This window comes from Pseudomonas eutrophicaquae, from assembly GCF_023544715.1.
GTDB lineage: Bacteria > Pseudomonadota > Gammaproteobacteria > Pseudomonadales > Pseudomonadaceae > Geopseudomonas.
In genome coordinates this window covers 72,494-86,390 of record NZ_JAMJEZ010000002.1, presented here as the reverse complement: position 1 = coordinate 86,390, position 13,897 = coordinate 72,494, and the positions used below count along the sequence as shown (strand labels likewise).

Genomic DNA, 13,897 nt, shown 5'->3' with positions numbered 1-13,897 from the left:
GCGGCGGCATCGGCACCTAAGGTTGGCTTAAGGATCGGTTAAGGCGCGCTCCGCAGGATGACTCGGTTGTGGCGACAGATGCCCTTGTCCGAGGAAACCCACCGATGTCCATCACCGTCCGGCGCACCGACGCCCTCTACTGGCTGCTGTCCTGGCTGGCGGTCGCCATCCACCTGAGCCTGTTCATCTCCCCAGCGCCGCCCTCCTGGCTGCTGCTCTATCAGGGCGTGCTGACCGGCACCTACGCCCTGCTGTTCCTGGCGCCGGCCTGGCTGCTGAGTCGTCTGCTCGACCGATTCTCTACCCGCGCCGGGGTGCTGGCCTCGGTACTGCTGGTCGCGCTGCTGCAACTCTTGCTGCTGGGTGACCGGATGATCTGGCAGCTGTATGGCTTTCACTTCAACGGTTTTGTCTGGAACATCCTGACCACCGCCGGTGGCATCGAGGCGCTGGGCGCATCGGCCGCCACCGAGCGTGATGTGGCGGTGCTGGTGCTGGCGATGCTGGCCCTGCAGGGTGCCCTGCGCTGGCTGGCATCGCGGCTGGCGGCCTGGGGCATGCCGGCGCCGCGCTGGCTGTGGGTGGTGCCGCTGCTGCTGGTGGCGACCTTGGGCGAGCGCCTCAGTTACGGCCTGAGCCACTTCTACGGCTACAGCCCGCTGCTGGAAACCGCCCAGCGCATGCCCTTCTACCAGCCGCTGACCCTGCGCCGGGTGTTGGAACAGCGTTTCGGGCTGGAGCGCCCGCAGCGTCTGGAGATCGCTGGCACCCGTCTTGAGGGGCAGCTGCGCTATCCGCAGGCTCCGCTGCGCCTCGAGGCGCCGGACAAGCCACTGAACATCGTCTGGCTGGTCGCCGAGTCCTGGCGGGCCGACAGCCTGAATCCCCAGGTCATGCCACAGACCCACGCCTTTGCCGGACGTGCCCAGCACTTCGTCAACCACTTCTCCGGCGGCAACGGCACGCGGATTGGCATGTTCAGCCAGTTCTACGGCCTGCCGGCCAACCTGTGGTTCCCGGTGCTCGACGCTCGGGTCGGCAGCCCGCTGATCGAGGTGCTGCAGCGCCAGGCATACCAGCTGCGCCTGTTCACCAGCGCACGCTTCAGCTACCCGGAGTTCGACAAGACCCTGTTCGTCAATGTGCCGCCTGAGCAGCGCATCGAGGACAGCGAGGGCGTGACCTGGGCGCGTGATCGGCGCAATGTCGACCGGCTGCTGCAGTTCATCGAGCAGCGTGATCCGGCGCGCCCGTTCATGAGCTTCCTGTTCTTCGAATCGCCGCATGCCGACTACAACTTCCCGCCCGAATCGGTGATCGAGCCGGATTACCTGCGCGAATTCAGCTATGCGCGGATGGACTTGGCCCGCGATATCGAAGGCATCCGCAAGCGCTACCTGAATGCCGTGCACCATCTGGACAGCCAGCTGGCCCGGGTGACCGACTACCTGGAGCGCGAGGGGCTGCTGGAGAACACCCTGGTGGTGATCACCGGCGATCATGGCGAAGAGTTCATGGAACATGGCCGCTGGGGGCACAATTCGAGCTTCGTCGATGCCCAGCTGCGCGTGCCGCTGGTGCTCTGGGTACCGGGCCGCGCCGCCCATCAGGAGACGCTGCGCACCAGCCACGCCGATCTGCTGCCGACCCTGCTGCCGCTGCTGGGCGTGCGCAACCCGTCCCATGATTACGCAATCGGCCAGAGCCTGTTCGAGCCGAGCACGGATCGTCTGCTGCTGGCCGGCGACTGGGACCGTCTGGCGTTTCTCGGTGAGCAGAGCAAGCTGGTGCTGCCGTTCAGCAGCGGCAGCTTCTCGGCCCTGGAACTGACCCACGCCGATGATCGCACCCCACTGGATCGCGATACCTGGCTGGCGCTCAAGCTGCCGCGCGTCCAGGCGCAGATGGCGACCTTGCGCCGGTTCCTGGCGCATTGACCCCCAAGCCCGGCATCGCTGGCAGCCATGCCGGGCTTGGCGCATGATGAGGGCCTTAATCCGGCCGCACGATGGCCGTCATCACTGCACGGGTATACGGGAATAATGGTGGACAAGGGCGCGCAACCTCGCTGGAAAGCCGGAAAGGTCAGGGACGGCATCGAAGAGATCCATATCCGCAAGTGGAACTACTTCATCGATTACATCCAGGAAACCTTCTCCCCCGGCGGCGGCTGGGTGCACCGGGGTCATCGCAAGGATTACTACCGGCTGGAATCGACCATCGATCGCAAGATCGAGGACAAGCGCCGGACCGCTGAGCTGCGCCAGGCGCAGCTCAACCGTTTCAAGATGGCGATCCGCGGTAAGCGCGGCGCCAATCCGCCGCAGTACGATGAGCCGCTGGAGTGGTGGGCGCTGGGCCAGCATTTTGACCTGCTCACCCCGCTGCTGGACTGGACCCATTCGCCGTACACGGCGGCCTTCTTCGCCTTTGCCAATGCCGGCAAGGACGATACCCGCAAGCGGCTGATCGTCTCGCTGAACAAGCGCGAGGTGGAGCAGTGCCCGGCGCTGGCGCGCACCGTACGCTTCTATACGCCCAACTCCGACGAGAACGCCCGGGTGCTCGGCCAGAACGGCCTGTTCTCCTATTCCGAGTCGGGGGAGGAGCTGGAGAGCCTGATCGCCAGCGCCTTTGCCGGTAGCGGGCAGGCGGTGCTGCGCAAGATCTATCTGCCCAATGCCGAGCGGATTCATGTGCTGCAAGGTCTGGAGCAGATGAACATCAACCACCTGACGCTGTTCCCGGACCTCAGCGGCGCCTGCAACTATGCCAACATGCAGTTCGAGCTGGGCCATCATCTGCCGGACTGAGTCCGCTGCGTGGCCGCCAGGCTGCGCGGTGGCGGCAATCCGGCTAGTCTGAAAGTCGTCATCAGGCCAATCTGCTGCGCCGCGCTGGGTCCGGTGCAGCCCACCGGGAGTATCGCCATGAGCATCGACGCCGACCTGCGCCAGGTCATCTACGCCCTGTCCGACGCCCTTGATCTGGTGGGCGTCGATGATGTTGCCCACGGCAAGCGCGTCGGGGTGATGGCCGCCGAATGTGGCCGGGTGCTGGGATTGTCCGGGTACGAGGTGCTGTTTCTGTTCGATCTGGGGGTGCTGCATGACATCGGCGTCTCCAGCACCCGAGTGCATCAGCATCTGGTCGGCGAGTTCGACTGGGCCGGCTCCCAGGAGCATGCCGAGATCGGTTATCAGCTGCTGCGCGACTTCGCCCCGCTGGCGCGCATGGCGCTGCCGGTGCGCTATCACCACACCCGCTGGGAGGTGCTGCAGGCCGAGGGGGTGGCCGATGAGGTAGCGATTCCGGCCAACCTGATTCTTCTGGTCGATCGGGTGGATGCGCTGGCGGCGCCCTATTACGCCGCCGGTACCGTGCTGCAGCAGCGGGCGATGATTCAGAACGAGATTCGCCAGCGCAGTGGCAGCTACTTTGCCCCGCAGCTGGTCGAGGCCTTCCTGCAGGCCTCGGCCCATGAAGCCTTCTGGCTGATGCTTGAGCCACGGGCGCTGGCCAGCTACCTGCAGAACATGCTGGCCCAAGGGGCGCCGCTGCATGCCAGCAACGCCGAGCTGCGTCAGCTGGCGGAAATGTTCGCCCATATCGTCGATGCCAAGAGCCCGTTCACCTACACCCATTCACGGGGGGTGGCGCGGGTGGCGCGCCGGCTGGCCGAATACCTGAACGTGGACCCCGAGCAGTGCGAGCAGCTGGAGATCGCCGGGCTGCTGCATGATCTGGGCAAGCTGCGCATCCCCGATGACATTCTCGACAAGCCGGGGCGGCTGGATGAGTACGAGCGCCTGAGCATGAACACCCACAGCTTCGAGACCCGGCAGATCCTCGGTGGCATCCGCGGCTTCGAGGACATCACCCTCTGGGCCGCCGCGCACCACGAGGAGCCCGGCGGGCGCGGTTACCCGTTTGGTCTGGACGGGCGCGAACTGCCGCTGCCGGCGCGCATCCTGCGGGTGGCGGACATCTTCCAGGCGATGGTGCAGCACCGCCCGTACCGGCGCGGCCTGTCGCGCGAGGCGGTCAGTACCTTCATGGCCGAGCTGCAGGCCGAGGGGCGCATCGAGGCGCTGATCGGTGACACCCTGCAGGCCCATCTGGATGAGCTGATCTGCGAGGCGCAACGGGGTGAGGCGCCGGCCTGATCAGCTGGCGGTGAGGCCTGCGCCGTCGTCCAGCAGGGCCAGCGCGCCCAGCTCGAAGACCCGGTAGCTGCGGCGCTGCTCACCCTGGCCGCAGGTGATCATATGGAACGGCTGGCCACCCAGCTGCCCGCGGGTGTGGGTGTTGTGGCGGGTCGGCAGCAGTGCGGTGACCGCATCGACCAGCAGACCGGCCAGGTGCTCGCCGCGCTGCACCACCATCAGGCGCTGCTCCTCGGTACTTTCCGGCGTGGGCGCGGTGGGTGAGGCCGCCGTGGTACTGGCGGCGGCTGGCGTGCGCAGATCCAGCACCGGCACCATCCGTCCGCGCCACTCGAGCAGTCCGCTCAACCCCGTGCTGCCAGCCGGTGCCGGGAGCAGGGCGCTGGGCAGCGGGCAGACTTCCTTGATGCTGCGCATCGGCAAGGCCCACTCGTTACCAGCGCGGAACACCAGATAGGCTTCATCACCCGGGCGCGCAGCGCAGCGGGCCGGATCGTCAGTCGTTGTGGGCGTGGTGGCCTCACCAGAGCGCGGGGTTTGGGGCTCGTCGGGCAGGGCGGGCGCCGGGCTCATTCGCGCCATGCCGCTCAGGGCAAAGCGTGCAAAGAGCGCTGGTGTGTCCAGCAGGTACAGGCTGTCGAGCACCGGCAGGTCGCGCCCGCGCCAGCGGGCCATGCCCAGCAGGCCGGTATCCTGCCCGGGCAGTGCCTGCAGGGGCGGCATCCACAGCACTTCGCCGACCTCGGCTGCCGGAATGGCCAGACACAGCCCAGCCACCGCACACAGCGCCTGCGCCGGCAGGGTGCTGCCGGGGGGCATGAGTGTGGCGGGATCCAGGCTGGCCGGTAATTCTCCGGCCCAGGTGTGGGCGCGCTGCATCAGGCTCTGCGGATCGAGCAGGCTGAGCAGGGTGCGCTCATGATCCAGACGCGCCACGCTGTGGAAGAAACCCTCGGCATCCTGATCGTGATGGATGCGCTCGACCCACGCCTGCGGGATGCGTTGCACGTCCTGCAGCGCGTCGATAGCCAGCGCCAGGGCGCGGCCTTGATCACTGAGGATCAGTGCCTGCTCGGGCGCCCGCTCGCGGGCCGGCTCGCCCAGCCAGTGGCAGAGATCGACCAGTGGCAGCACCTGATTGCGGTGCATGAAGACCCCGAGCACCTCATCGTGACGGCGCGGCAAACGGCTGATGGCCTCCGGCCAGGCAATTACCTGACGCACATGGGTAATGTCGATGCCGACCGGCAGCGAGCCAAGGCGGACCCGCGCCAGCAGGGTGTTGCCGGCCGGGGCATCGAGGGGGAGCCGGACGGTCATCTCAGTGCTCCGCCGAGCGCTGCAGTTCGGCCAGCAGCGCCGCAACGTGGCGGGTGGCTTCGGCCTGCTCGGTGGTCGCCTGGTGGATCTGGGCGATCGAGTCGCTGGTGGTGTGGACCGAACTGCCGATCTGACTGAAGGCACGCTCGACCTGTTCGGACAGCTGCGAGCCCTCGCCGACCAGGAGGATGGTTTCGTTGATCAGCTTGACGATCTCGCGGGCGGCATGCGCGGATTTTTCCGCCAGCTTGCGCACTTCCTCGGCCACCACCGAAAAGCCCAGGCCGTACTCACCGGCGCGCGCCGCTTCGATGGCAGCATTGAAGGCCAACAGGTTGGTCTGGCTGGCGATCTCGGTGATGCTGTCGAGGATTTCATGCACGCCGCGCGAGGCCTTCTGGATTTCGAGGATCGCCTCGCGGGACTGGCCGAGCAGGCGGGTGCCGTTCTGGGCCTCGCGGCGGGTCTGGGCGGCGAGACTGCTCGATTGCTGGGCGCGGCTGGAGATGTGATCGATCGAGGTGCTCAGCTCCTCCAGCACCGCGGAAATGGCCGCCACCTTGTCGCTGATCTGCTGCTCGCGCTGCACCTGTTCGGTGATGTCCATGGCGAACTTGACCACCTTGTCTTCGCGGGTATAGCCCATGGTGCGCAGGAAGTTGCTGTTGGCGGCGATGATGTTGCCCTGCAGGTCGAACTCGATCACCGCCTGGGAGCGGGAGATGGCCTCGAGCTTGCTGGCCGCCTCGGCGCTCTGCAGGCGCCGCTCGGTGATGTCGGTGGCGAACTTGACGATCTTCTGCACCCGGCCCTCGCTGTCAAACACCGGGTTGTAGGACGCCTGGATCCAGATGTCCTGACCCTGACGGCCGATGCGGCGGAACTCGCCGGCGTTAAATTCGCCCTGGGCCAGGTGCTCCCAGAAGGTCAGGTATTCCGGCGAGCGGGTGTAGGCCGGGTCGCAGAACATGCGGTGGTGCTGGCCGATCACCTCCTCGGGGCGGTAGCCGAAGGTGTCGAGAAAATTCTGGTTGGCGTGCAGCACGCGACCGTTGAGGTCGAAGGTGATGATGGCCTGCACCCGGTCGAGAGCGGCCAGCAGGCCGGATTGTTCGGTCGCGACGCTGGTCAGTGGGGGCATGGCGGGGGAGCGGCTTTCGGCAATGCTGTGCATGGGGGCATCCTCAGGTGATACGCCGGATTGCTGGGCCGGTAATAGAGCGGGCGGCGCTGCGCCGATACGGTCGTGAGGTGCGGCAGCAGAGCCTGTTTCTACGGTGGAGTCTTGCTCGATTTGTACAATTTTCAAATTCTGTACAGGATTTTTGTGGCGATGTGATGAAAACGACTGCGCCGCCCGAAGGCGGCGCAGTGCGTTACAGCAGGGAAGCGCTCAGACGATCACTTCTTGCCCAGCATGTGGCCAGTCTGCTGCATGTTGATGTGCCAGGAGAAGGCCTCGCTGAGGATGTGCGGGGTCTGGCCGCCGACGGTGGCGCAGGCGCGGTCGAAGTAGTCCTGCATGGCCGGGCGGAAGTCCGGGTGCACGCAGTTGTCGATGATCACCTGGGCGCGCTCGCGCGGGGCCAGGCCGCGCAGGTCAGCCAGACCCTGCTCGGTGACGATGATGTCGACATCGTGCTCGTTGTGGTCGACGTGCGGGATCATCGGCACGGCGGAGGAGATGGCACCACCCTTGGCAATCGACTTGGTGACGAAGATGGCCAGGTGGGCGTTACGGGTGAAGTCACCCGAGCCGCCGAGGCCGTTCATCATGTGGGTGCCGTTGACGTGGGTCGAGTTGACGTTGCCGTACATGTCGAACTCAAGGGCAGTGTTGATGCCGATGATGCCGATGCGGCGGACGATCTCCGGGTGGTTGGAGATTTCCTGCGGGCGCAGCACCAGCTTGTCCTTGTACTTGTCGAGGTTGGCCATCACGTGGTGGCACATGCGCTCGGACAGGGTGAAGGAGCAGCCGGAGGCGGCGGCCAGCTTGCCGGCGTCGAACAGTTCGAAGGTGGAGTCCTGCAGCACCTCGGAGTACATGGTCATGCCGGTGAAGTTGGACTTCAGCAGGCCGCTCATCACGGCGTTGGCGATGGTGCCGACGCCGGCCTGCAGCGGCAGCAGGCTGGGGGTCAGGTTGCCGCACTCGACTTCCTTCTCCAGGAAGGCGATCAGGTGGTCGGCGATGGCCTGGGTCTCGTCGTCCGACGGCAGCACCGCGGAGTAGGAGTCTTCCTGGTCGGTGATGACGATGGCGGCGATCTTCGCCGGGTCGCAGGGAATGTACGGGGTGCCGATACGATCCTGGCCGTTGATCAGCGGGATCGGGCCGCGGCCCGGGCGCTTGGCCGGCAGGTAGATGTCGTGCAGGCCTTCCAGGGCGGCCGGGTGGGCCAGGTTCAGTTCGACGATGACCACGTCGGCTTCGGCGAAGCTGGCCGAGTTGCCCACGGAGGTGGTCGGCACGATGCCGCCGTTCTCGGTGATGGCGCAGGCTTCGATGATCGCCACGTCGACCTTCGGCAGGCTGCCGGCACGCAGCTGCTCGGCGGTGTCGGAGAGGTGCTGGTCGATGAACATCACTTCGCCGCTGTTGATCGCCTTGCGCAGGCCGGCGTCGGACTGGAACGGCATGCGGCGGGCCAGCAGGCCGGATTCGGCCATCAGCTTGTCCATGTCGTTGCCAAGGCTGGCACCGGTGATCAGGGTGATCTTCAGTTCTTCCTGACGGGCGCGCTCGGACAGCGCGATCGGCAGCTTCTTGGCTTCACCGGCGCGGGTGAAGCCGCTCATGCCAACGGTGTTGCCGTTCTTGACCAGCTTGGCCGCTTCTTCGGCGGTGGTGATCTTGTCGGTCAGGGACTGCAGACGGATACGATCAGAGTACATGAACGGTTCCTTTGTTTACGGCGTGGGGGCGGACACAAGACCCGCAGTCTAGGGATTCGTAAGTACCAAGCCTGTAAGACCAAAGGCTTGGGAAGCCGGCCGATTCTACATAGGGCGCAGGCGCAGGTGGAGAGGCTGGCGGGCTGGCGGCGTGACCGGCCATCTGCCGCAGAAGCGCAAGGCCGGTGGCTGCGGCAGGGGTGGTGGGCTGCAACCGCTCTGGCACGCGCCTTTGCGCCTGCCGGATGAACAGTTTATTGACTGATATATTATCGAGCTATAAATTGTCGAAGTTGCTTATCCGGAGGTGCCATGTCGGAGCTTTCCCTCGATTTGCCCCGTCTACAAGCCTCGGCCGAGCGGGCTGCCCAGTTGCTGCGGGTACTGGGCAATCCGGATCGCCTGCTGCTGCTCTGTCAGTTGGCGGGCGGCGAGCGCTCGGTCGGTGAGCTGCAGGCGACGCTGGGCATCCTGCAGCCAACCCTGTCCCAACAGCTGGCAGTGCTGCGCCGTGAGGCGCTGGTCAGCACGCGCCGCGATGGCAAGCAGATTCACTATCAGATCAGCGATCCCGAGGCGCTGGCCGTCATCGGTACCCTTTATCACCTGTTCTGTCCCAAGGAGGACACATGACCATCGACTGGGCCAATTTCACGCCCTGGAGTGCGCTGGCCGGAGGCCTGTTGATCGGGCTGGCCACGGGCATCTTCGTGCTGTTCAACGGCCGCATCGCCGGGATCAGCGGGCTCTTGGGCAGCCTGCTCAATCCCAAGGCCAGCGGCCGGCTCGACAGCCTGCTGTTCATCGTCGGCATCCTGCTGGCGCCGGCGCTGTGGCTGCTGTTTGCCGAGCTGCCGCAGGTCGAGATGCAGGTCGGCCCGCTCGGGCTGATCATCGCCGGGCTGCTGGTCGGTTTCGGCGCGCGGATGGGCGCCGGCTGCACCAGCGGCCACGGCATCTGCGGCCTGTCGCGGCTGTCACCGCGCTCGCTGTTCGCCACCCTGTCCTTCATGGCGACCGGCTTTGCCACCGTGTTCGTTGTGCGTCACCTGATCGGAGCCTGAGGCCATGAATCATCTGTCTGCGTTGGTGGCCGGCCTGTTGTTTGGCGTCGGCCTGCTGCTGGCCGGGATGGCCGATCCGGCCAAGGTGTTGGCCTTCCTGGATCTGGCCGGCAACTGGGATCCGTCGCTGGCCTTTGTGATGGGCGGCGGGATTGCTGCGGCCATCGTGCCGTTCACGCTGGCCAAGCGGCGCCAGCAGTCGCTGATCGGCTGCCCGATGCAATTGCCCACCAAGCGTGAGCCGGACCGCGCCCTGATCGTCGGCAGCCTGCTGTTTGGTATCGGCTGGGGGCTGGCCGGGATCTGCCCGGGGCCGGGGGTGGTGGTGCTGGCCAGCGGCAATCTGAGCATTGTGCCGTTTGTGCTGGCCATGCTGGCCGGCATGGGGCTGTATCGCTGGTATGAAAGTCGTCGCGCCTGAAACGGCGAGCGGCTAGTCTGGAGCGCGGTCGGCCTGTGCCGGCCGTTTGCTCGTTCATAGCAAGGAAGGAGAGATACCTGATGATCAAGAAACTGATGGCCTGCACCGCAGGTCTGCTGATGGCCGGTGCCGCCGGTATGGCAATGGCGCAGGTCAGCCCTGAAGACCAGATCAAGTACCGCAAGGCCGGCTACAGCTACATGGCCTGGAACATGGGCAAGCTCAAGGCGCAGGTCATCGACGGTAGCGTGGCCTATGACCAGCAGCAGGTCGTGGCCGCTGCCAACACCATCGCGGCGATCGCCAACTCCGGCATGGGCGCGCTCTACGGGCCGGGCACCGAGAAGTCGGTCGGCAACCAGAAGACCCGCGTCAAGCCGGAGTTCTTCAGCGATGCTGAAGGCGTCAAGGAAGTGGCCATTGCCTTCAACCAGGCGGCCAACAACCTGGCCAAGGTGGCCGCTGAGGGCGACAAGGACGCGATCGCCAAGGCCTTCGGCCAGGTCGGTCAGAGCTGCAAGGGCTGCCACGACAAGTACCGCATGGAGTGAGGGCGGCCGGCGGCGCAATCCGTGTCGCCAACCATCCCCACCGACAAAAAAGGGCGATCCTCTGGATCGCCCTTTTTGCTTTACCAGGCCGGGGTACTGGCCGGTGGAGGAGGGGGAGCCGGAATCCATTGACCGCTCGCCCCCCATAGCGCCGCCGCGCCGATCAGCAGGGCCAGCAGCAGGGCCGGCCAGCGCCCGCCGCGCGCCTCGGGGGTGTTCGCCGGCAGGTCATCGCGCCGCCCGTGCAGCATGGCGCCGACCAGCCGCTCACCGCGCAGGCGGTAGAACAGCAGGGCGGCCAGATGCAGGCCGATCAGGCCGATCACCAGCCACATCGCCTGACGGTGCAGGCCGGTCAGGCGGCTGCTGGTGTCGCTGTCTACCAGCCGCTGCAGCGGACCGGTGAAGGCGATGTCGTCATTGGCGACCAGCCCGCTCAGCACCTGAAAACTCAGCATGCCGAGCATGGCCAGCACCGACAGCCAGCCGAGCGGGTTGTGGCCGGCACCCTGCCACTGGCCGCGCAGGTAGGCGGGCAGAGTCACCGGCAGGTGCAGCAGGCCGCTGAAGCGGGCATAGGTGGAGCCCAGCACGCCCCAGGCGAGCCGAAAAGCCAGCAGGCCTGCAATCAGCACGCCGAGGCGGCCATGCCAGACCATCCAGTTGCCGCCCAGCCAGCCGGTCAGCAGCGCCGCGCTGACACTCAGCGCCAGCAGCCAGTGGAACAGGCGTGTGGGCAGATCCCAGACGCGAATCGAGCGAGTCGTCATTGCACAGTCCTTGCAAGGTTCAAACCCGGCACAGGGTAGCGGCTGAGCGGCCGCACCTGTAGCGACCCGTGGTCACAGGGTGTCACAGGCGCGGCGCGTTTCAGGCGGTGGCGGGGCGGGCTGGCGCGTTGCGCCGCCGTCCCTGCAGCAGCCAGACCAGCGCGAACACGGCCAGTGCCGGCAACCACATCAGTTCCTTGAGCCAGCGCTCGGTCGGGGCGCTGACGCTGAGGATCTGCTGATCGAACTCAAGGCCCAGCTCTGCCGCCGGGCTGCCAAAGCCGACCTGATCGATCAGCGTGCGCTCGCCCTCCTGCAGCAGCTCGATACCCAGCCGGGTCAGGCGTTCTTCACCGCTCTCGCCCTCCGGCACCGGCAGCAGCACGGTGAAGATCCGCGGATTACCCACTGCATCCTCGCCCTGGATCCGCAGGCGCAGGCTGCTGTCGGCCTCGACATCGCCCAGCGCGCGGGCCAGCTCGGCCGGTGCCACCTCGCGGTAGGGATCGTGCAGCAGGTCCATCCAGAACCCCGGGCGGAACAGGCTGAAGGCGACCAGCAGCAGCAGCAGGCTTTCGTACCAGCGATTTTTCATCCGCAAAAAGCCCTGGGTGCCGGCGGCAAAGATCAGCATCGCCAGGGTGGCGACGATAAAGATCAGCACCCCGTGGGCCGGGCTGACGTCGATCAGCAGCAGGTCAGTGTTGAAGATGAACAGGAACGGCAGGGCCGCGGTGCGCAGGCTGTAGAAGAACGCCACCAGCCCGGTCTTGATCGGACTGCCCTTGGACACAGCCGCGGCGGCAAACGAGGCCAGCCCGACCGGCGGGGTGACGTCGGCCATGATCCCGAAGTAGAAGACGAACAGGTGCACGGCGATCAGCGGCACGATCAGCCCATTCTGCTGACCGAGGGTGACGATCACCGGCGCCAGCAGGCTGGAGACCACGATGTAGTTGGCGGTGGTCGGCAGGCCCATGCCAAGGATCAGGCTGAAGACCGCGGTGAGCAGCAGCATCAGCAGCAGATTGCCCATCGACAGCAGCTCGACCAGATCGGCCAGCACCAGACCGACCCCGGTCTGCGAGACCGCACCGACAATCACCCCGGCGGTCGCGGTGGCGATGCCGATGCCGATCATGTTGCGCGCCCCGGCGATCAGCCCCTCGCGCAGGTCGATGCAGCCATCGACGAAGCGGCCGTGGGTCTTGCCGCCGTCACCGCGCAGCCAGCTGAGCAGCGGGCGCTGGGTGAGCAGGATGACCACCAGCATCATCGACCCCCAGAAGGCCGACAGCCCCGGTGACAGGCGCTCGATCATCAGGCACCAGACCAGCACCACCACCGGCAGCAGAAAATGCAGGCCGGACAGCAGCACGGCACGGGTTTCGGGCAGGGTCTGCAGGGCGTTGGCGTCCTCGGCGGCCAGTGGCGGGTGACTGGCGGCGACCTTGAGCAGCGCCAGATACACCGCGGCCAGCAACAGGCTGATGCCGGGCAGGGCGTATTCGCCGAGCGCCGGCTTGAGCCAGCCAAGGCCGTAGTAGACCGCCAGCGACAGGCCGCTGATCAGCGCCGCGCCAAAGGCCAGGCCGGTCAGGCGGCGCAGCCAGGGCTTGGGAGCCCGCCCCGGCAGCGGCTGCAGGCCGAGCTTGAGGGCTTCAAGATGCACGATGTAGAGCAGGGCGATGTAGGAGATCGCCGCCGGCAGGAAGGCGTGCTTGATGATCTCCACATACGGCAGGCCAACGTACTCGACCATCAGAAACGCCGCTGCGCCCATCACCGGCGGCATGATCTGCCCGTTGACCGAGGCAGCCACCTCGACCGCGCCGGCCTTCTCGGCGGAGAAGCCGCTGCGCTTCATCATCGGGATGGTGAAGGTGCCGGTGGTCACGGTGTTGGCGATTGAGGAGCCGCTGATCAGTCCGGTCATCCCCGAGGCGACAACGGCGGCCTTGGCCGGCCCGCCACGGTAGTGACCGAGCAGGCTGAAGGCCAGCTGGATGAAGTAGTGACCAGCGCCGGCGCGCTCGAGCAGCGCTCCAAACAGCACGAACAGGAACACGAAGCTGGTGGAGACCCCAAGGGCGATGCCGAACACCCCCTCGGTGGTGATCCACTGGTGGTTGGCCAGCGCGTTGAGGCTGACCCCACGGTGCGCCAGCAGGCCCGGCATCCACGGGCCGGCCACGCTGTAGATCAAAAACACCAGGGCGATCACCGCCAGCGCTGGACCCAGCGCGCGGCGCGCGGCCTCCAGCAGCAGCGGGATGCCAAGGCAGGCGGTCACCAGGTCCAGGCTGGTCAGGCTGCCGGGGCGCTGGGCCAGTTGCTCGTAGGCGATGAACAGGTAAGCGGCGGTGGCGCAAGCCAGCAGCCCCAGCCCCAGATCGCCCAGCGGCACCCGGTCGCGCGGCGAGCGGCGAAAGGCTGGATAGACCAGATAGGCCAGCAGCAGGGCGAAGGCCAGGTGAATGGCGCGGGTTTCGGTGTCGTTGAATACCCCGACGCCGAACACGAACGGCAGCGGCGAGGCGATCCACAGCTGGAACAGCGACCAGAGCAGCGCCAGGGCAGCAATCGCTTGGGCCGTGAGGCCGTGGGGCAGGCGACCGCCAACATCCCGGGCGATCAGTTCTTCGGCGCTGAAGTGTTTGTCATTCATGGCGATCGCCTTGTCGATTCTGTGAACGCAAAAAGGCGC

12 protein-coding genes and 1 pseudogene are annotated in these 13,897 nt (G+C 66.4%); 7 read left to right on the top strand and 6 right to left on the bottom strand.

The window, feature by feature from the left end:
* Positions 1-104 precede the first annotated feature (104 nt).
* The 3 genes from MXC11_RS01370 to MXC11_RS01360 all read left to right on the top strand — a co-directional run bounded on the left by MXC11_RS01370 (position 105) and on the right by MXC11_RS01360 (position 4,166).
* Entirely contained in the window at positions 105-1,937 is a 1,833-nt protein-coding gene (locus MXC11_RS01370) for a sulfatase-like hydrolase/transferase (protein WP_250004175.1), read from the top strand.
* 105 nt (positions 1,938-2,042) lie between these two features.
* A complete protein-coding gene (locus MXC11_RS01365; RefSeq protein ID WP_250004173.1) occupies positions 2,043-2,813 on the top strand; it encodes an FRG domain-containing protein in 771 nt (256 codons plus the stop codon).
* Between the two features lie 117 nt (positions 2,814-2,930).
* Complete coding sequence (locus MXC11_RS01360) at positions 2,931-4,166, top strand: HD-GYP domain-containing protein (protein ID WP_250004171.1); 1,236 nt, start codon at positions 2,931-2,933, stop codon at positions 4,164-4,166.
* Here the strand turns inward: MXC11_RS01360 and MXC11_RS01355 are convergent, their stop codons facing one another.
* From MXC11_RS01355 to MXC11_RS01345, 4 genes and pseudogenes are all read right to left on the bottom strand, one after another.
* Positions 4,167-5,486: a chemotaxis protein CheW gene (locus MXC11_RS01355; protein ID WP_250004169.1), complete on the bottom strand. Its 1,320-nt coding sequence runs from the start codon at positions 5,484-5,486 to the stop codon at positions 4,167-4,169.
* A 1-nt stretch (position 5,487) separates the two neighbouring features.
* On the bottom strand, positions 5,488-6,246 hold the full coding sequence (locus tag MXC11_RS12230; protein ID WP_462938089.1) for a methyl-accepting chemotaxis protein: 759 nt from the start codon (positions 6,244-6,246) through the stop codon (positions 5,488-5,490).
* Between the two features lie 9 nt (positions 6,247-6,255).
* Positions 6,256-6,627: pseudogene (locus tag MXC11_RS12225) on the bottom strand (PAS domain-containing protein); the annotation flags it as partial.
* 260 nt (positions 6,628-6,887) lie between these two features.
* A complete protein-coding gene (locus tag MXC11_RS01345) occupies positions 6,888-8,384 on the bottom strand; it encodes an acetyl-CoA hydrolase/transferase family protein (RefSeq protein WP_250004167.1) in 1,497 nt (498 codons plus the stop codon).
* A 312-nt stretch (positions 8,385-8,696) separates the two neighbouring features.
* Between MXC11_RS01345 and MXC11_RS01340 the strand changes: the two genes are divergently transcribed.
* From MXC11_RS01340 to MXC11_RS01325, 4 genes are all read left to right on the top strand, one after another.
* Complete coding sequence (locus MXC11_RS01340) at positions 8,697-9,017, top strand: ArsR/SmtB family transcription factor (protein ID WP_250004157.1); 321 nt, start codon at positions 8,697-8,699, stop codon at positions 9,015-9,017.
* Positions 9,014-9,448: a YeeE/YedE family protein gene (locus MXC11_RS01335; RefSeq protein WP_250004155.1), complete on the top strand. Its 435-nt coding sequence runs from the start codon at positions 9,014-9,016 to the stop codon at positions 9,446-9,448. Before MXC11_RS01340 ends, MXC11_RS01335 begins: the two co-directional genes overlap by 4 nt.
* 4 nt (positions 9,449-9,452) lie before the next feature.
* Positions 9,453-9,869: a YeeE/YedE family protein gene (locus MXC11_RS01330; RefSeq protein WP_250004153.1), complete on the top strand. Its 417-nt coding sequence runs from the start codon at positions 9,453-9,455 to the stop codon at positions 9,867-9,869.
* An 80-nt stretch (positions 9,870-9,949) separates the two neighbouring features.
* Positions 9,950-10,420, top strand: coding sequence for a c-type cytochrome (locus tag MXC11_RS01325; RefSeq protein ID WP_250004151.1), 471 nt, complete (start codon positions 9,950-9,952; stop codon positions 10,418-10,420).
* 80 nt (positions 10,421-10,500) lie between these two features.
* Here the strand turns inward: MXC11_RS01325 and MXC11_RS01320 are convergent, their stop codons facing one another.
* Both MXC11_RS01320 and MXC11_RS01315 read right to left on the bottom strand, forming a co-directional pair.
* A complete protein-coding gene (locus MXC11_RS01320) occupies positions 10,501-11,190 on the bottom strand; it encodes a cytochrome b/b6 domain-containing protein (protein ID WP_250004149.1) in 690 nt (229 codons plus the stop codon).
* Between the two features lie 100 nt (positions 11,191-11,290).
* Positions 11,291-13,858, bottom strand: coding sequence for a TRAP transporter permease (locus MXC11_RS01315; protein ID WP_250004147.1), 2,568 nt, complete (start codon positions 13,856-13,858; stop codon positions 11,291-11,293).
* Positions 13,859-13,897: the final 39 nt, after the last annotated feature.